We start from the raw sequence: 22,910 nt of genomic DNA, 5'->3' as shown, positions 1-22,910 counted from the left end.
GCGCCTCCCGCGCCCGGCGGCCAGGCTCGCCACCGCGGCCGTATCCCTGCTGATGCTGCTGCCCGCCCTGTTCGTCTTCGGCCCGGCCCCCCAGGCCGCCGCGCTCGGCAACGGGCTGGCTCTCACGCCCCCGATGGGGTTCAACGACTGGAACGCGTTCGGCTGCAATGTCGATGAGCAGTTGATCGAGCAGACGGCGGACTACTTCGTGTCGTCGGGGTTGAAGGCGGCGGGGTACACGTACGTCAACATCGACGACTGCTGGATGACGCACAGCCGGGATGCGGGGGGTCGTCTGGTGCCCGATCCGGTGAAGTTCCCGGACGGGATCAAGGGGACGGCGGACTATGTCCATGCCCGGGGGTTGAAGCTGGGGATCTACGAGGACGCGGGCACGGCGACGTGTGCGGGGTATCCGGGGAGTCTGGGGCACGAGTCCACCGATGCGCGGTCGTTCGCGGACTGGGGGGTGGACTATCTGAAGTACGACAACTGCAACAACCAGTCGGACGGGTCGCGTCAGGACTATGTGAACCGGTACACCGCGATGCGTGACGCGTTGGCGGCGACGGGCCGGCCGATCCTGTTCAGTCTGTGCGAGTGGGGGGTGCAGAACCCGTGGGAGTGGGCCGGCCCCATCGGCAACTCCTGGCGCACCACCGGCGACATCAACGCGTCCTTCGGCTCGATGCTGTCCATCTACCACAGCAACGTGCAGCTCGCCCCGTACGCGGGCCCCGGCGCCTGGAACGACCCCGACATGCTGGAGGTCGGCAACGGCATGTCGTTCACCGAGGACCGCTCCGAGTTCAGCCTGTGGGCCGAGATGGCCGCGCCCCTGCTCATCGGTACCGACCTGCGCACCGCCACCCCCGCCACGCTCTCGCTCTACGGCAACCGGGCGGTGATCGCCGTCGACCAGGACCCGCTGGGCAAGCAGGGCCGGCAGATCGCCTCCTCCGGCGGGCTCGACGTCCTGGCCAAGCCGCTGTCGAACGGCGACGTGTCGGTGGTGCTGTTCAACGAGAACTCCTCGGCCGCCACCATCAGCACCACCGCGGCCGCGGCCGGACTCCCGGCGTCCTCGTCGTACAAGCTGACCAACCTCTGGTCGAACGCGGTGACCAGCACCTCCGGGAGCATCTCCGCCACCGTGCCCGGCCACGGCAGCGTGATGTACCGGGTCTCGGCCGGCAGCGGCACCAGCGTCGGCACCACCCACCCGCTGCTCGGCGCCTCCTCGCAGCGCTGCCTGGACGCCGCCGGCGGCGCCACCGACCCCGGCACCGTCATAGAGATCTGGGACTGCAACGGCGGCGCCAACCAGGCCGTGACCCTCACCTCGGCCGGCGAACTGCGGCTGTACGGCGGGACGCAGTGCCTGGACGCGTACGACAACCAGACCGCCTCCGGCACCAAGGTCGAGCTGTGGACCTGCAACGGCGGCGCCAACCAGCAGTGGCGGCTCAACCCCGACGGCACCGTCACCGGCGTCCAGTCCGGGCTGTGCCTCGACGTCACCGGCGGCGACAAGCCGGCGGGCAACGTCAACGGTGTGCCGCTGGAGCTGTGGACGTGCAACGGCGGCGCCAACCAGCAGTGGGCGCTGGCCTGACGTGCGGCGCGGGGCGGCGGGCCGGCCGTCAGGCCAGCGCCGCCGCCTTGCGCAGCAGCACGGCCCGCTCGCGCTCGTTGCGGCACAGCCGCGCCGCCAGCTCCAGCTCGGCGCGCGCCTCCCGGGTGCGGCCGAGCCGGGCGAGCAGCTCGCCCCGCACCGTCGGCAGCAGGTGCGAGCCCGCCAGCCGGTCCGCCGCGACCAGCGCGTCCACCAGCGCGAGCGCCGGCTCCGGCCCCTGGGCCATGGCCACCGCCACCGCCCGGTTCAGCTCCACCACAGGCGACGGCGCGATCCGGCCGAGCGCCTCGTACAGCAGCACGATCCGCTCCCAGTCCGTCTCCCGCACCGACGGCGCCGCCGCGTGGCACGCCGCGATCGCCGCCTGCAGCCCGTACTGACCCAGGCCCCGCCCCAGCGCCGAGGCCCGGCCCAGCGCGGCCAGCCCCCGGCGGACCGCGGAACGGTCCCAGCGCCGCCGGTCCTGGTCCTCCAGCAGCACCGCCTCGCCGTCCGGTCCGGTGCGGGCGGGGAACCGCGCCGCGGTCAGCTCGCACAGCGCCAGCAGCCCGTGCACCTCCGGCTCGTCCGGCAGCAGCGCGGCCAGCGTGCGGGCCAGCCGTACCGCCTCGTACGCCAGGTCCGGCCGCAGCAGGTCGTCGCCCCCGGTCGCCGTCGACCCCTCGGTGAAGATCACGTACAGCACGGTCAGCACGCCGCCCAGCCGCTCGCGCCGGCCCTGCGGCGGCGGCAGCTCGAACGGCACGCCCGCCGCGCCGATGGTCTTCTTCGCCCGGGTGATCCGCGCCCGCACCGTCGGCACCGGCACCAGGAACGCGCGGGCGATCTCCTCGCTGCTCAGGCCGGCCACCGCGCGCAGCGTCAGCGCCACCCGCGCCCGCGGCGACAGCACCGGGTGGCAGGCGATGAACATCAGCGCCAGCACGTCGTCGTCCACCCGGTCGGGGTCCCACGGCAGCTCGTCTTCCGCGCCGTCGCGCACCGGCGGCGCGCCCGCGACCGCCTCGCCCTCGGCGAGGCCGCCGGCCAGCGCCGCGTAGCGCTCGTCGAGCGCGGCGCGGCGGCGGAAGGCGTCGATCGCGCGGCGCCGCCCGGTGGTCAGCAGCCAGCCCACCGGGTTCCTGGGCGCGCCGTCGCGCGCCCAGGAGACCAGCGCCTCGGCCAGCGCCTCCTGGGCGACGTCCTCGGCGAGGGCGAAATCACCGGTGTACCGGGTCAGCGCGGCGACGATCCGCGCGGACTCGATCCGCCAGACCGCCTCCACCGCGCGGCGCGCGGACGCGGCGTCCGCCGGCCCGGCGCCGGGCGGGGGAGCGGAGGTGCCGCCGATCGGGGGTGCGGGGGCGTCGGCGATCGGGGGTGCGGGGGCGTCGGCGTCCGCCGGCCCGGCGGCGGGATCGGGCCGCTCGCCGGGCGGCGACTTCTCGTCGGGCACCTGCGGGTCAGAGCTGGCCGGTCCGCTCGCGCCAGGCGCGTTCCCTGATGATCCACTCGTTGTCCTGCGGGAACTCGTCGATGCTCGGCACCCGGCGGACCTCGCACTTCGACCCGGTCATCGCCGGGATGCGCCTGGCCCACTCGACGGCCTCCTCCTGCGAGGCGACGTCGATCAGGTAGAAGCCGCCGAAGAGCTCCTTCGTCTCGCCGTACGGGCCGTCGGTGACCACCGGCTCCTCGCCGCTGAAGTCGACCACCGCGCCCTTGGACGCGTCGTCCAGCCCCTCGGCCGCGACGAGCACGCCGGCCCGGATCAACTCGTCGTTGAACCGGCCCATCGTCTCCAGCATCTCCTCGAAGGGCGTCTCCGCCATCTTCGCGTACGCCTCGTCCGAGCCCCGCAGGATCAGCATGTACTTCGACATGGTCGTTCTCCTCAAGCCGTGCCGGTCGCTTCTCGACCTTCTCACCCCCAGGTCGAACGGGACAGCCGGGGATCGACACGCGGCGCGGACGGAACGGAGGATTTTTTCCGCCCGCGGGCCGCACGCCCCGCACGGCGGCGCCCCTGCCCTGCTCACGGCAGGGGCGCCACCGCGTGCGCGGCGCTCCGACGTCAGCCGCAGCCGACGCCGAAGGAGCCCGAGCCGGCCGCGGCCGCGGGCGAGGTGGAGACGGTCAGGCCGATGTACGGGCGCGCGCTGTTCGGGGTGAACGTCAGCTTGTCGGTGAACGTGTAGCTCTGCGCGCCCTTGGGGAACCGCGCGGTCTGCGGGCCGTTCACCGCGACCGAGCCCTGCGGCGACCTGGTGGCGCTGCGCCACCAGCTCAGGTGGAGGGTGCCGGCGGCGGTCCCGTCGTACCGCACCAGCACGGTCGCGGTGGCGGTCCGCTTCGGCCCCGCCGAGCAGCTGAAGCCGGTCACCGCGACCGACTCGACGCGCGGCGAGGCCGCTCCGGGCGGCGCCGACGCGGTGGCGCTCGCGCTCGCGGACGCGGACGGCGAGGCGGTCGGGTTCGGCGAGGCGCTGCTCCGGCCGCCGCCGCTGGGCGTGGGCGACGCGGTCGGCGTCCGCGACGCGGTGACCGTGGGGCTGCCGGTCGGCGTCGGCGTCCCCGTGGGCGACGCGCTCGGGGCGCCGCTCGCGGGCGCGGTGGAGACCGGCGCGGCGCTCGGCGACGCGGCGGCGGACGTCGTCGGACCGCCGGTGCTCGCCGCGGCGCTGCTCTTGTCGTTCCCCGAGGCCACGGCGGTGACCGCGACGACCACGGCGACGACCACGGCCGCGGCGGCGATCACCACGATTTTCGTACGCCGCCCGAACCGCGCTCCGCCCTCCCCGCCGGGCGCCGGCGATACGGGCACGACGGGGCTTCCCCCGCGCGGATCTCCGCCGCTCGCGGGGGCTGCGGGGGCCGCGGGTGCGGCAGTGGTCGCAGGCGGCGTGGCGGTGTCCGCGGCGACGGCCGGGCCGGCGTGGCGGGGGCGTTCGCGACGCCGGCCGCTTCGGCGCCCGCGACGGCCGCCGCCGCAGCGCCCTCCGCGGCTTGAGGCGCCCGCGACGACCGCTTGGCCGCACCCCCGGCCGCGGCGCGCTTGGCCTGCGCGGGCTGAGCGGCCTTCTTCCCGGCCTTGCCCCCGCCGGCGCGCCCCACCCCCCGAGCCCCCGTTCCGCCCGGCGCGCCCTTGCCGGCGCGGTCGGCCGCAGTGGCTTCGGCGACCTGCGCGGTCTGCGCCGCGTCGCCCACCTGCGCGGCGTCTGCGGCTTGTGCGGTCTGCGCCGTCTTCTCCGCCGGGGTGGCTTTCCCGGCGGCGGCGGTCTCGGCACCGCGGGCGGCCCGCGCCGCGTTCGCGGAGGTGCCCGCGCTCGCGGTGGCTGCGGGCTTGGTGGTCCGCGGGGTCTTCCCGGCTCGGCGGGCGCTTTCGGTAGTGGTGGTCTCGGTGGTCTGGGTCGCGTCGTCCGCTCGAGCTGCGGGGTCGGCGGGGTGTGTCGCGTTCTCCGCTGGGGTGGCGCCCGCGGCGGCTGCGGGCTTGCTGGTCCGCGGGGTCTTCCCGACCGGGTCGGGGCTGCCGGCAGTGGTGGTCTCGGTGGTCTGGGTCGCGTCGTCCGTCTGGGCGGTCGGCGTCGACTTGGTCGGCTTGGCGGCGGCTGTCCTCGACGCGGTCTTCGCCGTCCTGGTGGGGGTCGTGGCGCTCGGTGCGCGTTTGGCCGCGGTCTTCTTCGCCGTGGCGCCGGTGGCCGTGCGCTTGGCCGCGGCCTGCTTCCGCGGCTGGTCCGCTGCGGCCTCCGCGCTGTCCTCGCCCTGGGGCGCGGCGGGGGCGTCCCCGCCCGGGGCCGCCGCAGCCGGGGTCCGCGTGGTCGCGGCGCGCTGAGCGGGCGCGCCGGCCGCCTTCTCCGTGACACCTGTGGTCCGCTTGGCCGTCGCGCGCTTGCGCGGCGCGGCGGCCTGCGCCCGGTTCGGCGCGGCCGGCTCTTCGACGCTCGCGGCATCGGCCTTCGCGGCGCCCGTCGGGGCGCCGGCGGCTCGAACCCCCTGCGCCACGGCTCCGGAAGCCGCTCGCTTCCGCGCGGCGCCCGCCGTCTTCCTGGCGACGCCCTCGCGCGGAGCCGCCCCGGCGTCCGCCGCGGTCTCAGCCTGCCCCTGCGCCTGCTCCTGCCCCTGCGCCTGCTCCTGCCCCTGCGCCGCCGCGCCCCGCGGGCCGGCGTCCGGGGTTCCCTGCGCGGGAGCCGCGGGGTCCGTGGTGGTCGGTATGTGCGTGCCGTCGTGGTCGTCCACGTGTTCGCCCCTCGCGCGCTGCCCCTGGTACAGAGGCCGTCGGTCATATGGCCGCGGGCCCGAGAGCGTGATCGGGTCGCGGGAGCCCGCCCCATTCCGCCGGGGCGTCGCGGCAGCCCCCGCGGCCCCCGGGGGAGGGCTGTGAGGATCAAGAGGGTACTGCCATCCGGGGCGTGCGGCGGACCGGGTGCGGCCCGAACTGCCGCCGTACGTCCGGCTGTGCGCGATCTGAGTATCCGTACGGATGTGCCCGCGCGCGCCGTCGCGCACCGTGGACCGCATGGCCGATTCCCGAGCGACACCGAGAGGCACGGACCAGGCGCCGCGTCCCCCGCCCACCAGGGGACGGTCCGCCGCCGGTCCGGCGACGACCGCCGCGCCGAGAGCCGCCCCCGCGAGGCCCGGGACCACGAACGGGACCACGAGGCCCGCCCCCGAGACCGCGACGCCCGGCACCGCGACACCCGCCCCCGCGACGCCCGGGACTGCGACGCCTCCCTCCGCGTGCGGCGCTCCCGCGCCGAGCGCCGCGGCCCCCGCAGCGACCGCGACCACCGCGATAACCGCGACGACGACGGCGGGCTCGTCCCCCTCTGGCCCGCCGCCGCGCTGCTCTACGCGCCGCTGGCGGCCGGCTGGTGGCTGACCCTGGACAGCGCGCGCCGCGGCGCCGGCGGGGCCGCGGACCTCGCGCGGCTCTCGTGGTCGATGGCCGCCGTACCGCTGGGCGGCTGCCTGCTGGGCCTCGCGATCGGCCGGCTGCGCCGGTGCCGGCGCCCCTCGCGGGCCGCCGGCGCCGGCGTCGTCCTGGCGCTGGTCGCGTGGTGGATCGTCCTGTGGCACCAGGCGGCCACCGGCCCCGCGTGGTTCGGCTTCTGACGGCACGTCAGCCACCGGCCCGGAGCCGGCACGCACGCCCGCCGCCCGCGGCGCCGGCGCCGCCTCGCCGTGGCCGCCTCACTGCAACTGCGCGAAGTCCTGCGTGAGCCAGACCGAGCCGGAGGAGTCGCGGAAGACCGCGATGCCGATGCGCGTGTAGCCGGAGCTGAGGATGTTGCGGCGGTGCCCGTCGTCCGGCGGCTGCTCGTCGAGCATGCCCTGCGTGAGGTGGACGGCCATCGACGCGATGGCCTCGGGGGTGTCGGCGACCGGGCCGCCGACACCGATGTTCTCGCCCGCGGACCTCCAGTGCACGCCGTTCGCCGACTCCCGGTCGCCGAACGCCGGTTCGCCCGGGCACTGGTGGGACAGCCCGCACCCGCTCGCCATCACCGCGTTGTGCTGCGCGGCGCTGGAATTCAGGCCGTCGAGCAGCGTCAGCGCGGGCAGGCCCTGCTGGGCGCGTGCCTGGTTGATCAGGTCCAGGACCCGCTGCACCGCCAGGTCGGCGCCGGACGACGGCGCGGAGGAGGTGGGGGCGGCGGTCGCGGTCGGCGTGGGCGTCGGGCGGTGCGTGGGGGCCGCCGCCGGCGAGGCGGTCGGCGTCGGCCTGCTCGCCGTGGGCTCGGCGGTCGGCGTGGGGCGCGTGCTCGCCGACGCGGTCGGCGTCGCCGAGGCGGAGGGGGAGGCGGTCGGCCGGGACCCGTGGCCGCCGTGCGTCCACGGGCTCCCGGTCTGCGACAGCCACTGCGCGGGCACCAGGTGGGTGTGACCGCTCGCCGCGGCTTCCGCGTGGTGGTGATCGGTGTGGCCCATGCAGGCGAACGCGGTGCCGCCGCTCACGACGGCCAGCGCGGCGGCGCCGGTGACGGCTATCCGCACCCGGGGCTTGCGCGGTGCGCGGTGGCTGCGCGGCGGCGGGACACTGCGGTGCGAGCTCATCGAGTTCTCTCCTGGGGGCGCCTGGGACGTCCGGAAACGGCACGGGGCCGCGGGGGAGACCACGCGGACCCGTGCGCCCGAACGGCCGCGGACGGCGCACGGTGGGGGGTGGCACGCCGGGGACAGTAACCGGACGGCCGTTCGGACGGTCACCACCGTAGGGCGCGGCCGGCCCGGCCCGTACGCCCGAGCCGCCGGCTGAAGACTCCGCTGAGAAGCGCCTTATCCGCCGCTACGGTTCGGCTCCTGACGGCTGATCACACCGTCACCCCGCGTCACCGGCGCCGGGTCCTCGCGCCGCCGGCCGGGGCGATCCGGCCGCGCCTCACCAGGACGCCTCCGTGGTCACCGCCTTCGCCTGCGGATCGAGCGTCGCCGTGATCTGCGACCGGTGGTGGGCGCCGGAGAACGTCACGACGAGCGAACGCGCCGAGTCCTGCCGGGTCCTAGTGGTGAACCCCTGCGCCGGCACCGCCGAGACCAGGCACACCGCCTGGTCGCCCCACCGTACGGTCACCTGGCCGCCGGTGGCCTGCACCGAGTGCGCGCCCGCGCCGCCCGAGCAGTCGTAGCCCTGCCCGGCCGGCGCGGCGGGCGGCGGGGTCGGGGAACTCGTGCGCGGCGGCGTGGGGCGCGCGGTGCTGGGCGGGGTGTGCGTCGGCGACGGTCGGTGCGGCGGCGTGGTGCGCGCGGACGCGCGGGGCGACGGACTGGGCGACATCGTGCCGGCGCCGATCGTCGGTGCCGCGGCGTACGCGGTCGGCATGCCGTGCGCGGTCGGCGGCAGCGGCGCGGTGGAGTGCACCACGAACCGCACGGTCAGGAACACGGCGGTCACCGTGATCGCCGTGCAGGACAGCCAGACCAGGAAGTAGCGCAGCAGCCGGGGCACGGGGACCATCATGGTCGTACCTGGCGGCCCCGGTCGATCCGCTACCGTGTGCCGCATGGCCAGCGTCCTGGTGATAGAAGACGACCCGGTCATCCGCTCCTCGCTGCTGGAGGCGCTGACCGCGTTCGGGCACGTCGTGCGCAGCGCCGCGGACGGTTTCGGCGGGCTGCGCGAGGTCACCCAGGTCCGGTTCGACGCCGTGGTGCTGGACCTCGGACTGCCCGACCTCGACGGACGCGACGCGCTGCGGATGATCCGCGGCATCTCCCAGGTGCCGGTGCTGGTGGCGACCGCCCGCGACGACGAGAGCGAGATCATCAGGCTGCTCGACTCCGGCGCCGACGACTACCTCGTCAAGCCGTTCTCCGGCGGGCAGTTGCAGGCGCGGCTGTCCGCGGTGCTGCGGCGCACCCAGGGCCCCGAGCCGTACCGCACACCGCGCGCCGCGCGACCGGTCGGCCGACTCGGGCCGGTGCGCGGGGAGTCGGCGGCCCGCGCGCCCGGCGGCTACGCCGCGCCGCTGCGGGTCGGCGAGCTGGACATCGACCGCCAGGCCAGGACAGCGGCCCTGGCCGGCCGCGAACTGGACCTGACGCGGCGGGAGTTCGACCTGCTGGCGTATCTGTGCGAGCGGGCCGGCGCGGTGGTGTCCAAGCAGGAGCTGCTCACCGAGGTGTGGCGCGAGCCCTACGTCGACGACCAGACCGTGCACGTGCACCTGTCCGCGCTGCGCCGCAAGCTCGGCGAGCGCGCCGCCCGGCCGCGCTACCTGCACACCGTGCGCGGCGTCGGCTTCAAACTGGTCGCGCCGCGTTGAGAAGGACCCTGGCCGGCATCGCGCTCGCGGTCACCACCATGGTGGCCCTGTCCTTCTGCATACCGCTGTCCCTGCTGGTCAGGTCGGAGGCGCGGACCCAGGCGGTCACCGCGGCCGAGCAGCGGGCCGCCGCGCTCGCGCCGGTGCTCGCGCTCACCACCGACGCCGCGAGCCTGCGCTCGGCCGCGGCCAGCGTCGACCCCGACGACCGGCTCGCCGTGCACCTGCCGGGCGGCACCCTGCTCGGCGCCTCGCACGCCCCCGCCTCGCTGCTGCGCCGCGCGCAGAGCGCCGGCGAGTCGCTGGCCCGCGACGTGCCGGGCGGCTGGGTCTACCTCCAGCCGGTCGTGCTCGGCGGTGGACGGGTCGCGGTGGTCGAGGAGTTCGTGCCGTCCGCCGACCTCTCGCGCGGCGTCGCCAGGTCCTGGTGGGTGATGGCCGGGCTCGCGCTGGGACTGGTGCTCGGCTCGGTGTTCGTCGCCGACCGGCTCGCGGCCCGGGTGGTCCGCTCCTCGCGGCGGCTGTCCGGCGCGGCGCACGCGCTGGGCGCGGGCGACTTGCGCACCCGGGTGGAACCGATGGGCCCGCCCGAACTGCGGGAGGCCGGCACCGCGTTCAACGCGATGGCCGAGCGCATGGTCGTCCTGCTCGCCACCGAGCGCGAACTCGTCGCTGACCTCTCGCACCGGCTGCGCACCCCGCTGACCGCGCTGCGGCTGGCCGCCGAGCAGACCGAGGCGCGGAGCGCGGGACCGGCGGGCGCGCCGGCCGTGCCGGGCCCCGCACGCCCCGCGGGAGCCCCGGACATGCCGGGCGTGCCCGGCGGCCCCGGTGATCCGCGTCGCCTGACCGCCGCGATCGACGCGCTGGAGTCCGAGTTGCAGGCGATCATCGAGACCGCCCGCGCGCCCTTCGACGTGCGCCCGGCCGGCGCGACGTCCGCCGCGCCGGCGCCGCGCAGAGCCGCCGGCGCGGCCTGGGCCACCGCGGCCGACGACGCGTCCGGCTCCTCGAACCCCGCCGCCTCCGCCGTGTCCGCCGCCTCTGCTCCGGGCCCGTCGCACTGGCGCGCCGCCTCTTCTGCGCCGTCCGAAGTCCCCGACTCCTCGGCGCCGCCGCCGACTTCGGGTCCCGTGGCCGACTCGGGGCACTGCGTGGCCGCCGACGTGGTCGCCGCGCGCGCCGCCTTCTGGGCCGTGCTCGCCCGCCAGCAGAACCGGCCGTTCGAGCTGCACGTCACGCCGGAGACCAGCACCGTCGCCGTGCCCGAGGACGAACTGATCGCGGTCGTCGACGCGTTGGCGGGCAACGTCTTCCGGCACACCGCCTCCGGCACCGCCTTCGCGATCCGGCTGGACCGCAGCGCGCAGGCGGTCACCCTCGTGGTGGAGGACGCCGGGCCGGGCATCGCCGACCCCGAGGCGGCCGTGACGCGCGGCCGCAGCGCCGACGCCACCGGACCGTCCACCGGGCTCGGTCTGGACATCGCCCGCCGCGCCGCCGCCGCCACCCGCGGCTCGGTGGCGATCACCCGCGGCGGGCTCGGCGGCGCGTGCGTCGCGGTCACCTTCACGCTGGCCGCCGATCCCGTGCGCTCCGGCCGCCCGCACCGCACCCGCCGCCGCGGCTTCCGTGCCCGGCACCAGCACTGAACCGACCCGCTCACCCGCGCGTGCCCGCGGTCGCCCACGGGGCCCGCCCCGGGCCGCCCGCGGCAGTGGACCCGCCGTCAGGGGCGCAGCAGGGCCTTGACCGCCTCTCGCTGGTCCATGGCGCGGTACGCCTCGCCGGTCTGCTCCAGCGGCAGCGTGAGGTCGAAGACCCGGCCGGGGTCGATCCGGCCGGCCAGCACCCGCTCGACGAGGTCCGGCAGGTAGGCGCGCACCGGCGCGGGCCCGCCGCGGAGGCCGACGTGCGAGGAGAACAGCTCCGCGCCGTCGATCCGCACCCCGTGCGGGACGCCGACGAAGCCGACGGAGCCGCCCGGGCGGGCGGAGCGCAGCGCCTGCCGCATGGAGTCCCCGGTGCCGACGCACTCCAGCACCGCGTCGGCGCCGATCCCGCCGGTCATCTCCTTCACCCGCGCGACGCCCTCGTCGCCGCGCTCGGCGACGATGTCGGTGGCGCCGAACTCCCGGGCGAGCCGCTGCCGCGAGGCGTGCCGGCTCATGGCGATGATCCGGCCCGGACCGCCGCCCGAGCCGCCCGCCGCACCTGCTCCGGCGGCGGCGCCCGTCGCGCCCGCGCCGCCCGTCCCGCCCGACGCAGGCGGACCCGCGAGCAGTTCCCGCGCGGCCAGCACCGCGCACAGCCCCACCGCGCCGTCCCCGACCACCACGACCGTCGCCCCGGGCCGCACCCCGGCGGCGAGCGCCGCGTACCAGCCGGTGCCCATCACGTCGGAGCAGGCCAGCAGGCTCGGCACGAACGCCTCGTCGGGCGGTTCCGGCGTGGCGACCAGCGTGCCGTCGGCCAGCGGCACCCGGATGTACTCGGACTGGCAGCCGGAGGCCGCGAGCGGCTCGCGGTGCAGGCAGCTGCTCTGGTAGCCGTTGCGGCAGTTCGCGCAGGTGTTGTCGGAGGCGTAGAACGAGCCGACGACGAATTGCCCCGGCTTGATCAGCGCCACGTCGCGGCCCACCTCCTCCACCACGCCCACGTACTCGTGACCCATCGGCTTGGGCCCGGTGAACGGATTGGCGCCGCGGTAGTCCCACAGGTCCGAGCCGCACACGCAGCTCGCCACCGTCCGGATGACGGCGTCCGTCGGTGCGGTGATCTCCGGGTCGGCGCGCTCCTCGACCCGTACGTCCCCCGGGGCGTGGATGACGGCTCCGCGCACGGCGGCCACCTACCTTCCTCGTTGTCTGCCGGTTTCGGCCCCGGTGCCGGGACCCCGGTTCCGGATACCCCGGATCCGCGCGGCCGAGTCGGGCCGCCCGCCCCCGCCCGCCTTCGGCGGCCCGAAAACGCCCGGTCGGCCGAGGCGCGGCGCCAGCGGACGGCGGATCGCGGCGGATCGCGACGGACACGCGTGATGTGACGGCTGAGGTGGGCGCGGTGCGCACGCGTGTGCGACAGTGTTCCCCGCCTGTGACGCCCATCGCGCGCCGCAGAACCGGAAGGGACGTTCGGGGCGTCCCCGTCCGGTGGGGACCGGTCACGGGCAGGGGGCCCGGCCGGAGGACGCTCGGGGAGGCGTAGCGTGACCGCGGAGATCTACTTCAGCAACAACTACCGTGATCTGTGCGAGGAACACGGAACCGGCGCGGGGTTCCAGTTCGAGTTCTCCTGCCACCGGTGCCAGGACACCTGGCGCTCACCGTTCGAGGCGTACCAGGGCGCCCGGATGGCCAGTTGGGTCGGCAAGGGCGTCAACGCGGCCTGGGGGCTGCTCGGCCGGACGGGCAGCGGCGTGTCCAGCGCGGCCGACGGGCTGGCCGGCGCGGGGTACGGGCACGCCCGCGACGCCGCCTTCCGGCGTGCGATCGACACCGCCCGGACCCACTTCAACCGCTGCCCGCGCTGCACCGGTTACGTGTGCAACCGGTGCTGGAACGCCGGCCAGGGCATCTGTCTGACCTGCGCGCCCGACACCGCCGCCGAGGCGGTCGCGGCCCGCCGGCGCGGCCTGAACGACGCGGTCGCCGAACGCTCCTACGCCGCCGGGCAGTCGGACGCCGCGTCCTTCGACTCCGCCGCGCCGCGCCAACTGGTCTGCCCGCAGTGCGGCCAGGAGACGCACGGCTCGGCCTTCTGCCCCAGCTGCGGCACCCGGCTGAACGCCCAGGACACCTGCGCCTCCTGCCGCGCGGCGCTGCCGGCCGGCGCCGCCTTCTGCCCGGACTGCGGCACCCGCCGCTGAGTCCGGCGGCCGAGCCCCGCCGCCCGGTCCGGCCGCCGGACCGCCCGTGCGGCGGCCCGGCATCCCGCCCCCCGGCCCCCTGACCCCGTTCCCCGGGATCAGGGGGCCGGCCGCGTTCCGGACCCCCGCCGCGGCGGTGACGGCGGCGGCTCGGCCGCCCCGCCCTCGACCACCTCGCCGAGCAGCGCCAGCGCCTCGTTGACCACGGCGAGCTGCCGCGCGTCCAGACGCTCGGCCATCGCCACGGTCAGCCAGTCCTGGCGCGCCTCGCGGCCGCCGGCCACCCGCTCCGCGCCCGCCTCGGTGAGGGTGACGACCTGCCGCCGTCCGTCCTCGGGATCGGGGCTGCGCCGGATGAGGCCCGTCTCCTCCAGCGCGTTGAGGACCGCCGTCATCGACTGCGGCCGCACCCCCTCCGCGGCCGCCAGGAGCGTCGTGGACGACGCGCCGTCCTTGTCCAGGCGCAGCAGCACGGACGTCTGCGAGGGGGTCAGCCCGCTGCTGGGCACCTCGCGCAGCCGCTTGCGCAGCCGCCGGAAGAGCACCAGCAGGTCGCGCGCTGCCGTGTGGGCGGCCGGGGGAGCCGCGGCTTCGTCGGGCACAGGAGGACACCGCCTTGAAATACTTCGGACAGACTACTAACGTAAAACTACACAGGCTGGACTTCATATCTGACCGTCCGGCCGGTCCCTGGAGCGTAGAGGCATCGGGGGACCGGCCCGACCCGCCGTGGAAGGAGGGCGATGAGCATCCGGCAGGCAGAATCCCCCGTGCGCACCCCCGTCGCGCCGTTCAACTGGCGTTTCGTCACACCGATGTACGTCGGCTCCGCGCTCAACCCGGTCAACAGCTCGCTGATCGCCACCGCGCTGGTCCCGATGGCCCACGGACTGCACGTCTCCGTCGGCAGCACCGCCGTCCTGGTCTCCGCGCTCTACCTGGCCAGCGCGATCGCGCAGCCGACCGGCGGCAAGCTCGCGGAGGTCTTCGGCCCCCGCCGGGTCTTCCTCGCCGGCATCCTGCTGGTCCTGGCCGGCGGCGTCGTCGGCGCCTTCGGGCAGGACATCGCGACGCTGGTGGTGGCCCGCGTGCTGATCGGCGTCGGCACCTCCGGCGGCTATCCCAGCGCCATGGTCATCATCCGCCGCAGGGCCCGCGAGGCCGGGCTGTCCGAGCCGCCCGGCGGCGTGCTCGGCGGCCTCCAGATCGCCGGCACCGCCACCGCGGCGCTGGGCCTGCCCCTCGGCGGCGTCATCGTCGACGCCTTCGGCTGGCGCTCCACCTTCGTGGTCAATGTGCCGGTGGCGGTCGTGGCCTTCCTGCTGGCCGTGCTCTGGCTGCCGGCCGACCGCCGTGACGGCCCCGCGCTCGGCGCCCGGGAGATCGTCTCGCGGATCGACCTGGGCGGCATCGCGCTGTTCGCCGCCACGCTCAGCGCCCTGCTGCTCTTCCTCGACGAACTGCCCGGCGCGCAGTGGGCGTACCTCGGCGTCGCGGCGGCGTTCGCGGTCGCCCTGGTGCTGTGGGAACGCGTCGCCGCCACGCCGTTCCTCGACGTGCGCCTGCTGATCCGCAACCTGGCGCTGACCCGCACGTATCTGCGGTTCGGGCTGACCTCGCTGTGCGTGTACTCGGTGCTGTACGGCGTGAGCGACTGGCTGGAGGAGGCGCACGGCTACTCCTCGCGCACCGTCGGACTGCTCCTGCTGCCGATGACCGGGCTGTCCGCGCTGCTGATGCGGCCGATCTCCTCGCGCAACCTGGTGCGTTCCGCGCTGGTGGCCGGCGCCGTCGCCTCCGGGGCGGGCGCGATCGGCTTCCTGCTGATCGACAGCTCCACGTCGGTCCTGGTGATCATCGTGCTCACCCTGGTCTTCGGCGTCACGCTCGGCACGTTCGCACCGGCCAACCAGACCGCGCTGTACCGCCAGGCCGCGGCGGACCAGATCGGCACCGCCGCCGGGCTGATGCGGACCTTCGGCTACATCGGCTCCATCGCCTCCTCCGCCCTGATCGGCGTCTTCTTCCACGCCGGGGCCGACGACTCCGGGCTGCACACCATCGCCGCGGTCATGGCCGCGGTCAGCGCCGCCGGACTGCTCTTCGTCCTGCTCGACCGCGGCCTGCGGCAGCCGCGGGACGCCGGGGACGGCGAGCGCCGCCGCTGAGCCGCGGCGGGGCCCGGGGAGCGCGTAGCGAAAGACCCGGCCGACCCATCCCCCCACGGGTGGGCCGGCCGGGCGACGGTGGTGGCGGACCCCCGGTCAGGTCAGGGTCGCCGCCACCGGGTCCCACCCGTCCGGCAGCGTCTCCACCACCGGGGCGCGGGAGTCCAGGCCCAGGACCTCGTGCCGCTGCGCGGCGTCGGTCACCGTGGACATCAACTCCAGAACGTGCAGCGCGAGTTCCCCGGACGCCCGGTGCGGCACGTCGCCGCGCAGACCGCGCGCCATGTCCAGCACGCCGATGCCGCGGCCCGCGGTCGTGCCGGTCACCGGCAGCTCCCGCCACTCCTGCTCACCGGGGTCGGTGAGCGCCCTGATCCGCAGCGGCCCTGCGAAGGTGTTGGGATCGGGCAGCGACAGCACGCCCTCCGTACCGGTGATCTCGATCATCCGGCGCGGAGCCGCGGAGTCGAAGCTGAACGTCGCCGACGCGCTCGGCCCGCTCGCGAAGTCCAGCAGCGCGTGCACATGCGTGGGCACCTCGACGGCGAACGTGGTCCCCGCCTTCGGTCCCGAGCCGATCACCCGGTGCGAGCGCGCCTGCCGGGCGGTGGCCGAGACCCGCGTCACCGGGCCGAGCAGCGACACCAGCGCCGTCAGGTAGTACGGGCCGATGTCGAACAGCGGCCCCGCGCCGTGCTGGAAGAGGAACTCCGGGCTCGGGTGCCAGCTCTCCGGACCCGGCCCCTGGGTGACCGCCGCGACGCTCACCGGCTCGCCGATCAGCCCCGCGCCCAGCGCCCGCGCCGCCGACTGCAGTCCGGCTCCGAGGAAGGTGTCCGGCGCGCTGCCGACCCGCAGTCCCCGCGACCGCGCCTCCGCCAGGATCTTCGCGCCGTCCGCGGGCGCCAGCGCCAGCGGCTTCTCGCCGTAGACGTGCTTGCCGGCGCGCAGCGCCTCGGCCGCCACCTCGGCGTGCGCGGCCGGGATCGTCAGGTTGACCACGATCTCCACTTCGGGCACCGCCAGCGCCGCCGCGACGTCGCCGTGCACCGGCACCCCGTACGCCTGCGCCTGCGCGCGCGCCCGCTCGGCGTCGAGGTCGGCGACGGCCAGCACCCGTATGTCGGGGAACGTGGACAGCGCCGTCAGGTACTGGGTGCTGATCACCCCCGCGCCGACCAGTGCGACGCCGACCGGCCCGCCGCTCATGAGCGCCCCTCCAGCGCGGTGAGGTACGCGTGCGAGCGGGCGACGGCCTCGAAGACGTCCGTGGCACAGGTGTCCAGCTCCACGATCCGGATGGCCTCGGGCGCCGCGGCCAGGATCGCCGGCACGTCGACGACGCCCTCGCCGACGGCCACGTGCGGCTCGCCCTTGACCGCCGGGCCGTCCTTGACGTGCAGCGCCCGCACCTTGTCGCCCAGGGCGCGCAGCAGCTCCGGCACGTCCGCGCCGCCGACCTGCGCCCAGTACGTGTCGACCTCCAGGAAGACCTCGGGCGCGACCAGTGTGGCCAGCACCTCCAGGGCGGTGCGGCCCTCGAACCGCGGCTCGATCTCCCACCAGTGGTTGTGGTAGCCGATCCGGATGCCGCGGTCGGCGGCCTTCTCCGCGAAGCCGTTGAGCAGATCGGCCGTGCGGCGCAGGCCGTCCAGGGTGGTGAACTCCTCGTGCGCGATCCCGCCGGGGATCAGCGCCAGGTCGGTGCCGATGGCGGCGACCGCGTCGAAGACCTCGTCGGCCTCCTTGTCGAACAGCGCGTACGCGTGGGAGGCGGCGACGCCGATGCCCAACTCGTCGGCTTTTCTGCGGAATCCGGCCGGATCGGCCATCGGGTCGTACGCCTCGACCGACCGGTAGCCGATCTCGGCGAGCCGGGCCAGCGTGCCGTCGCGGTCGGCGGCGAGCTGGTCCCGCAAGGTGTAGAGCTGGATGCTCAGGGGCGTGGCCATCGAAGCGATTCCTCCAAGTACGGCGGGGCGGGTGCGGGTTCGGCGCAGGGGAGGGCGAACCAGGCGCGGGCGGGAGCGGACCGGGCGGGTCAGCCGACGATCAGCGGGCGCAGGGTGCGGTGGGCGATCTCCAGTCCCTGGGTGACCCGTCGGACGTCACCGCTCCACACCGGGTCCTCGTGCTCCACCGACAGCACCCCGGTGAAGCCGCCCTCGTAGAGCGTGTCGACGATCCGGCGCCAGTCGACGTCGCCGAGGCCCGGCACGCGGTAGCGCCACCAGCCGCTGTCCCAGCCGTCCGCGCGCCGCACCGCGCGGCCGAAGAAGCCGTAGCGGTCCCGTGCCCGGGGATCGAGCTGGGCGTCCTTGGCCTGCGCGTGCGGAATGCGGTCGACGTAGGGCTTGAGCGCCGCCACCGGGTCGATGCCCAGCCACAGCAGGTGCGAGGGGTCGTAGTTGAGGTAGAGCCCGAGGTCGAACATCCACTCCCACAGCTCGGGGAGTAGGCGAGGTTGCCCGGGTAGCCGTCGGGGTGCCAGCCCTCCATCACGCAGTTCTCGATGATGATCTTCACGCCGCGTTCGCCCGCGTACTCCACCAGCGGCGGCAGCGCGCGCTCGGCCAGCGCGATGTTCTCCTTGACCGTCAGGCCCGGGTGCCGGCCCACGAAGGTGCCGACGGTCTCCACGCCCAGCAGCGCGGCGGCGTCCACCGCGGCCCGCACATGGGCGGCGATCTCGGCCCTGCGGCCCTCGTCGGGGTGCAGGTTGTTCTCGTAGTAGGCCAGCGAGGACAGCGTCAGCGCGTGCCGGTCGAACAGCGCGCGCACCGCGTCGGACTCGCGCGCGCCGAAGTGCGCCACGTCGATGTGGCTCGCCTCGAAGTCCCGGGAGCCGGTGGACGGCCAGACGGCCACCTCCAGCGCCTGGTAGTCGTGCCCGGCCGCCCAGGCGGCGATCTCGTCGAGGGGCAGTTGCGGAAGGCAGGCGGTCAGGAAGCCCAGCTTCATCGTCAGGAGACCTCTTTCCAGGACCGGTCCGCCGCGGAGCCGAGAACCGCCTCGGTGAGGCGGACCATGCGCGCGGCGTCGTCGAAGGTGGGCGGTCCCGCGGGGCCGCCGTCGTGCTCGCCCGCACCGCCGCCGTCGGCTGCGCGGATCGCCCAATGGACGTCCCGCACGAAGGCGGCGAAGCAGTCGAGGTAGCCCATGGGGTGGCCGCCGGGCACCGTGGACAGGCCGGCGGCGGCGGGGGAGAGCAGCGCGGGATCGCGCACCGGCACCGTGTTCTCGCCGCGGCTGCCGACGAACAGCGACTCCGGGTTCTCCTGGTCGAACGCGAGCGAGGTGCGGGCGCCGTCCACCTCGAACCACAGCCGGTTCTTGCGGCCGGGGGAGATCTGGGACACCGTCAGCGCGCCGGTCGCGCCGCCGTCGGTGCGGAAGAGCAGCTGCACGACGTCCTCGGTGGCGGGCAGGGCCGCGGTGGAAGACGTGGGAGCGCTCCCGCTCCCGGGAGCCGCGTCGCGCGGCACGGTCTGGGTGAGCGCGGTGAGTTCGGTGATGCGGTGGCCGGTCACCCACTCCACCAGATCGCACCAGTGCGAGCCGATGTCGGCGAACGCCCGGGAGGGTCCGCCGGCCACCGGGTCCACCCGCCAGTTGGTGTCGCCGGGCAGCGCCAGCCAGTCCTGGAGGTAGTGGCCGTGCAGCAGCCGCACCGTGCCGGCCCGCCCGTCGCGCACCCGGGCGCGCGCCTCGGCCGCCATCGGGTGGTAGCGGTAGACGAACGGCACCGCGGCGACCTTCCCGCTGCTCGCCGCGAGGGCGGCCAGCTCGGCGGCCGTCGCGGCCGAGGTGGTCAGCGGCTTCTCGCACACCACGTGCTTGCCGGCTCGCAGCGCGAGCGCGGCCAGGCGCGCGTGCGCGTCGTTCGGCGTGCAGATGTGCACCACGTCCACGTCGTCGCTGGTGACCAGCTCCTCGGAGGAGTCGAAGGCCCGCGCCACGCCCAGCGCCGCCGCGGCCTCCGCGGCCCGGGCCGGCGTCGAGGCGCTGATTCCGGCGACCGGCGCGCCGGACCGGCGCACCGCGTCCAGGTGGACCCGGCCGATCATCCCGGCGCCGGCGATCGCCGTACGCAGCGCCGGCGCCCGGAGCGGCCGGTCGGGCGCCTCCGCGGACCCGGGCGCCGTTGGCGTCTCAGCCACAACTGCCCTCCCTTTTCGTGTCGCTCACACGCTAGTCAGCATTGTTTCGGTTGACAATGGCATTATTTACGCTAACTTCTGTCATAAATGTGCGGGCCGAGAGCACGCGCGGAGACGGACGGAAGGGCGGGCCGCACGTGACGGCAGCAGGCGAACGGCAGTTGACCGCGCTCAGCGAACTGGCCGGCCTGGTGGCGGCCGGCGCCACCCGGCGCAGCCAACTGGCCGCCGCGACCGGCCTGTCCAGGGCCGCGGTGGCCCAGCGCGTGGACCTGCTGATCGGCAAGGGCCTGCTGGTCGAGACCGGCACGGTGGCCACCGAGCGCGGCCGGCCGCCGCTGACCCTCCAACTCGCCTCGCACGCCTCGGTGGTGGGCGCGGTCGACCTCGGCGCCACCCACAGCACCGTGGCCGTCGCCGAACTCGGCGGCGCGGTCCTGGCCGAGGCCACCGAGGACCTGGACATCAACGCCGGCCCCAAGACCGTACTGACCAGGCTGCACGAGCAGTTGGGCCGGCTGCTGGCCGCGGCCGGCCACCCGCCCGAGCACGTGCGGGCGATCGGCATCGGCGTGCCCGGCCCGGTGGAGGCCAGCACCGGCACGGTCATCCGGCCGCCGATCATGCGCGGCTGGGACGGCTACCGCGTGCCGGAGTTCTTCGCCGGCCGCTACGACGCCCCGGTGCTGGTCGACAACGACGTGAACATGATGGCGCTCGGCGAGTACGCGCAGCGGCCCGACACCGCCCACCTGATGTACGTCAAGGTCGGCACCGGCATCGGCTGCGGCATCGTCTCCGGCGGCGCGGTGCACCGCGGCGCGTCCGGCGCGGCCGGCGACATCGGCCACATCCGGGTGCCCGGCCAGGAGGACGTGCCCTGCCACTGCGGCAACACCGGCTGCGTCGAGGCGGTCGCCTCCGGCGCGGCGATCGCCGCCCGGCTGCGCGAGGCCGGGCTGCCGGTCGCCTCCGTCGCCGACGTGGTGCGGCTGGTCGCCGCCGGCGACCCGGCGGCCCGGCGCCAGGTGCGGCTGGCCGCCCAGCGCATCGGCGAGGTGCTCGCGTCGCTGGTCAGCTTCTGGAACCCCGACACGATCGTGCTCGGCGGCAACATCGCCAGCCTGCACGACGACCTGCTCGCCGACATCCGCGCCGCCGTCTACCGCCGCGCGCTGCCGCTGGCCACCCGCACGGTGACCATCGAGACAACGCTGCTCGGCCGGCGCGCCGGCATCGAGGGCGCCCGCCGCCGCGCGGTGGACCATCTGCTCTCGCCCGAGGGCATCGCCCGGATGCTGGAGAGGTGACCGTGGCACCGCAGAGGTGACAGTGGCATACGGGACGGCGGCGCATCGGGGACGCGGACCCCTCCGAGACGGAACCGCCGTGACGCTCTGACGTCTCAACCTGACGCAAAGTGCGGGACCGGCCATGATCCTTTGCCGGAAACCGCCCCGCGACGGCGGGCAGGGTGGGCATGCTGGTGGCATGAACCCGAGCGCCGAGGACGTACCCACGGATCGCACGGCCGGGCCGACCACGCCGGACGGACCCCTCGCGGGGCTAGCCGACATCGAGGCGTGGAAGGCGCGGAAGAAGTACCCTTCGACGCTGTTCGCCGGCGGCCCGGTCTTCGGGTCCGCGCACGAACGCCCCGACGGCGGTTGGGAGTTGCACCCTTACGTCGCCGGCCTCGCGCCCCAGGACGCGCGCGACGCGCTCGCCGCGCACCTGCGCGGCGCCTCCCGCGCCGCGTTCGACCGCGGCGAGGACGAGGCCGCCGCGCAGTACCTCGCCGCCGCGGAGCGGCTGGACCGCGAACCGCTGGACGAACTCACGGTCCGCGGCAGGCGGTTCCGGGTGATACGCGCGGAGCGCTTCATCCGGATGGGCCCGGACGGCCCCGAGCCCCCGCGCGGCACCGACCCGGACGACGCCCGCGGACGCGGCGGCAACGGCGACCCGCGGGCCGGACAGGACCCGGCGGCCGGTCTGGTGATCCACCCGGCCGACACGGGACACGCGGCCGCCGCGGGCGTGCTGCGGGTCGAACTCCTCACCGCCCTGCGGCAGAAGGGCACGGTGCCGCGCGAGGTCCGCGAGGACTCCCGGACGGCGGCCCGCAGCCATCCGGGCGGGGTGCTGCTGCCCGCGACCTTCATGGCCGCCGAGCGCGAGGGGGGCCGCTGGCGCCCGCACTCCACCGGCACCGCCGCCACCCCCGGCGACGCGCGCGACGGACTCGCCCTGCACCTGCGGGTGATGGTCCCCTGGCAGCAGGACCTCAGCGCGGCGGAGCACGAGACGTACAAGCGGGCCGCCGACCGGCTGGACGAGGAGCAGTGCGACGAACTCGACGTCGCCGGACGCCACTTCCGCATCGTGCGGGTCGAACGCCTGATCCGCGTCGGCCCCGACGGCCCCGAGGGCCCCCGCCCCTCCGACCCGGACCCGGTCCCCCCGCCGCTCGCACCCGCCGCCCAACGCGTCGACGACGACGATCCGACCCCGCCCGAACCCGACGCGCGCACGCGGAAGTTCATGGCCCTGTTCGAGGAGGAGCACAGGCGCCGCACCCACAGCCGGCGGTGCGCCGGCCCGCCCCGGCGCGGGGCGACGCCGTCACGGCATGGACGGCGCAGTGGGCGTTCGGCAGCGGCGAGACGGTGACGCAGGCGTGGAACGCCGACGTGACGACCGGCACCGCCCAGGTCACGGCCTAAAGCTTGAGCTACCACGCGCCGTCTCCGGGACGACCTCGGGCAGCGCCGCGGGCACGAGCCACGTCCCGGCCCGCACCGGCGCCCTCGCGCACACCTCAGCGGGAGCGGACCGCCCGCGGCCCGACGCAGACCGCGCCGGAGGCGACGACACGGGCCCGCAGCCCCCGGTCGGCGGTGGCGACCACGCAGCGGCGGGCGGGGGTCTGCGCCCCGGCGCGGGCGGCGATCTCGGCGATCAGGTCGTCGCCGCTGCCCGGCGCGGACTCGACGCGTACACCCGGCACCGGGGACACCCCGCGTGCCGCGCCCTCCACGACGAGCAGCACGTCCAGCGGAACGCCGACCGCCCACGGCGGGCCGCCGCGGTCCGCGGCGAGGCCCGCCGACGCGAGCGGCACCAGCGCGTCACGCAGCCGTTCCGCCGCGCCGCGCCGGTCCCGCCACCAACCGTCCGGCACCGAGCCGACGACGTTCGCGCCGTCCACCACCAGCAGGGGAGGCGCGAACTCGCGCCGACCCTCCGTCGCCGTCACCGCGCCGCACCCCGCATGACCCACCCTCGACTCCGCGCCGCCGGCGACCCGACCGCGCCCCTTCCCGACCGGCCGCC

Annotated in this window: 21 protein-coding genes and 1 pseudogene; 8 read left to right on the top strand and 14 right to left on the bottom strand. The window is 75.9% G+C overall.

Annotated elements, in window-relative coordinates; genetic code table 11:
- The first annotated feature begins 52 nt into the window (after window positions 1–52).
- Window positions 53–1,615, top strand: a complete 1,563-nt coding sequence (locus VSR01_RS02115) for a glycoside hydrolase family 27 protein (protein WP_326453455.1) — start codon at window positions 53–55, stop codon at window positions 1,613–1,615.
- A gap of 28 nt (window positions 1,616–1,643) precedes the next feature.
- On the opposite strand, the gene VSR01_RS02110 is transcribed toward VSR01_RS02115, so the two are convergent.
- The 4 genes from VSR01_RS02110 to VSR01_RS02095 form a co-directional block, all read right to left on the bottom strand.
- A complete protein-coding gene (locus VSR01_RS02110; protein ID WP_326453454.1) occupies window positions 1,644–2,966 on the bottom strand; it encodes an RNA polymerase sigma factor in 1,323 nt (440 codons plus the stop codon).
- 112 nt (window positions 2,967–3,078) lie between these two features.
- Window positions 3,079–3,498: a YciI family protein gene (locus VSR01_RS02105; RefSeq protein WP_326447582.1), complete on the bottom strand. Its 420-nt coding sequence runs from the start codon at window positions 3,496–3,498 to the stop codon at window positions 3,079–3,081.
- 191 nt (window positions 3,499–3,689) lie between these two features.
- Window positions 3,690–4,373 carry a hypothetical protein gene (locus VSR01_RS02100; RefSeq protein ID WP_326447581.1) on the bottom strand — a complete coding sequence of 228 codons (684 nt, stop codon included), beginning with the start codon at window positions 4,371–4,373 and terminating at the stop codon, window positions 3,690–3,692.
- Complete coding sequence (locus VSR01_RS02095; RefSeq protein ID WP_326447580.1) at window positions 4,370–5,851, bottom strand: hypothetical protein; 1,482 nt, start codon at window positions 5,849–5,851, stop codon at window positions 4,370–4,372. Before VSR01_RS02095 ends, VSR01_RS02100 begins: the two co-directional genes overlap by 4 nt.
- Before the next feature lie 504 nt (window positions 5,852–6,355).
- Here VSR01_RS02095 and VSR01_RS02090 point away from each other — a divergent pair.
- A complete protein-coding gene (locus VSR01_RS02090; protein WP_326447579.1) occupies window positions 6,356–6,730 on the top strand; it encodes a hypothetical protein in 375 nt (124 codons plus the stop codon).
- 78 nt (window positions 6,731–6,808) lie between these two features.
- Here the strand turns inward: VSR01_RS02090 and VSR01_RS02085 are convergent, their stop codons facing one another.
- A complete protein-coding gene (locus VSR01_RS02085; protein ID WP_326447578.1) occupies window positions 6,809–7,672 on the bottom strand; it encodes a CAP domain-containing protein in 864 nt (287 codons plus the stop codon).
- A 325-nt stretch (window positions 7,673–7,997) separates the two neighbouring features.
- The gene (locus VSR01_RS02080; protein ID WP_326447577.1) at window positions 7,998–8,576 is read right to left on the bottom strand and encodes a hypothetical protein; all 579 of its coding nucleotides are present in this window, start codon (window positions 8,574–8,576) and stop codon (window positions 7,998–8,000) included.
- A 43-nt stretch (window positions 8,577–8,619) separates the two neighbouring features.
- Here VSR01_RS02080 and VSR01_RS02075 point away from each other — a divergent pair, with 43 nt between their 5' ends.
- Both VSR01_RS02075 and VSR01_RS02070 read left to right on the top strand, forming a co-directional pair.
- Window positions 8,620–9,381: a response regulator transcription factor gene (locus VSR01_RS02075; RefSeq protein ID WP_326447576.1), complete on the top strand. Its 762-nt coding sequence runs from the start codon at window positions 8,620–8,622 to the stop codon at window positions 9,379–9,381.
- Window positions 9,378–11,033: a HAMP domain-containing sensor histidine kinase gene (locus tag VSR01_RS02070; RefSeq protein WP_326447575.1), complete on the top strand. Its 1,656-nt coding sequence runs from the start codon at window positions 9,378–9,380 to the stop codon at window positions 11,031–11,033. The genes VSR01_RS02075 and VSR01_RS02070 overlap by 4 nt, the downstream gene beginning before the upstream one ends.
- A 77-nt stretch (window positions 11,034–11,110) precedes the next feature.
- On the opposite strand, the gene VSR01_RS02065 is transcribed toward VSR01_RS02070, so the two are convergent.
- The gene (locus VSR01_RS02065; protein WP_326453453.1) at window positions 11,111–12,223 is read right to left on the bottom strand and encodes a zinc-dependent alcohol dehydrogenase family protein; all 1,113 of its coding nucleotides are present in this window, start codon (window positions 12,221–12,223) and stop codon (window positions 11,111–11,113) included.
- A gap of 363 nt (window positions 12,224–12,586) precedes the next feature.
- Here VSR01_RS02065 and VSR01_RS02060 point away from each other — a divergent pair, with 363 nt between their 5' ends.
- Entirely contained in the window at window positions 12,587–13,246 is a 660-nt protein-coding gene (locus tag VSR01_RS02060; protein WP_326447574.1) for a zinc ribbon domain-containing protein, read from the top strand.
- A gap of 98 nt (window positions 13,247–13,344) precedes the next feature.
- On the opposite strand, the gene VSR01_RS02055 is transcribed toward VSR01_RS02060, so the two are convergent.
- Window positions 13,345–13,848 (bottom strand): MarR family winged helix-turn-helix transcriptional regulator, encoded by a 504-nt coding sequence (locus tag VSR01_RS02055; RefSeq protein WP_326447573.1) that lies wholly within the window; start codon window positions 13,846–13,848, stop codon window positions 13,345–13,347.
- Window positions 13,849–13,989: 141 nt separating this feature from the next.
- Between VSR01_RS02055 and VSR01_RS02050 the strand changes: the two genes are divergently transcribed.
- Complete coding sequence (locus VSR01_RS02050) at window positions 13,990–15,414, top strand: MFS transporter (protein ID WP_326447572.1); 1,425 nt, start codon at window positions 13,990–13,992, stop codon at window positions 15,412–15,414.
- Window positions 15,415–15,510: 96 nt separating this feature from the next.
- On the opposite strand, the gene VSR01_RS02045 is transcribed toward VSR01_RS02050, so the two are convergent.
- From VSR01_RS02045 to VSR01_RS02025, 5 genes and pseudogenes are all read right to left on the bottom strand, one after another.
- Window positions 15,511–16,623 (bottom strand): Gfo/Idh/MocA family protein, encoded by a 1,113-nt coding sequence (locus VSR01_RS02045; RefSeq protein ID WP_326447571.1) that lies wholly within the window; start codon window positions 16,621–16,623, stop codon window positions 15,511–15,513.
- Window positions 16,620–17,366, bottom strand: a complete 747-nt coding sequence (locus VSR01_RS02040; RefSeq protein WP_326447570.1) for a sugar phosphate isomerase/epimerase family protein — start codon at window positions 17,364–17,366, stop codon at window positions 16,620–16,622. Before VSR01_RS02040 ends, VSR01_RS02045 begins: the two co-directional genes overlap by 4 nt.
- An 89-nt stretch (window positions 17,367–17,455) precedes the next feature.
- Window positions 17,456–17,848 (bottom strand): sugar phosphate isomerase/epimerase family protein, encoded by a 393-nt coding sequence (locus VSR01_RS02035; protein ID WP_326447569.1) that lies wholly within the window; start codon window positions 17,846–17,848, stop codon window positions 17,456–17,458.
- A gap of 107 nt (window positions 17,849–17,955) precedes the next feature.
- A pseudogene (locus VSR01_RS02030) lies at window positions 17,956–18,375 on the bottom strand (sugar phosphate isomerase/epimerase family protein); the annotation flags it as partial.
- Window positions 18,376–18,377: 2 nt separating this feature from the next.
- Window positions 18,378–19,574 carry a Gfo/Idh/MocA family protein gene (locus VSR01_RS02025; protein ID WP_326447568.1) on the bottom strand — a complete coding sequence of 399 codons (1,197 nt, stop codon included), beginning with the start codon at window positions 19,572–19,574 and terminating at the stop codon, window positions 18,378–18,380.
- A gap of 137 nt (window positions 19,575–19,711) precedes the next feature.
- Here VSR01_RS02025 and VSR01_RS02020 point away from each other — a divergent pair, with 137 nt between their 5' ends.
- Window positions 19,712–20,884 carry an ROK family protein gene (locus tag VSR01_RS02020; protein WP_326447567.1) on the top strand — a complete coding sequence of 391 codons (1,173 nt, stop codon included), beginning with the start codon at window positions 19,712–19,714 and terminating at the stop codon, window positions 20,882–20,884.
- A gap of 181 nt (window positions 20,885–21,065) precedes the next feature.
- Window positions 21,066–22,247, top strand: coding sequence for a DUF5954 family protein (locus VSR01_RS02015; RefSeq protein WP_326447566.1), 1,182 nt, complete (start codon window positions 21,066–21,068; stop codon window positions 22,245–22,247).
- A 148-nt stretch (window positions 22,248–22,395) separates the two neighbouring features.
- On the opposite strand, the gene VSR01_RS02010 is transcribed toward VSR01_RS02015, so the two are convergent.
- A complete protein-coding gene (locus VSR01_RS02010; protein ID WP_326447565.1) occupies window positions 22,396–22,833 on the bottom strand; it encodes an NTP pyrophosphohydrolase in 438 nt (145 codons plus the stop codon).
- Between the last annotated feature and the right edge of the window lie 77 nt (window positions 22,834–22,910).

This window comes from Actinacidiphila sp. DG2A-62 (assembly GCF_035825295.1).
Classification (GTDB): Bacteria; Actinomycetota; Actinomycetes; order Streptomycetales; family Streptomycetaceae; genus Actinacidiphila.
This window is presented reverse-complemented; position numbering and strand designations above follow the sequence as displayed.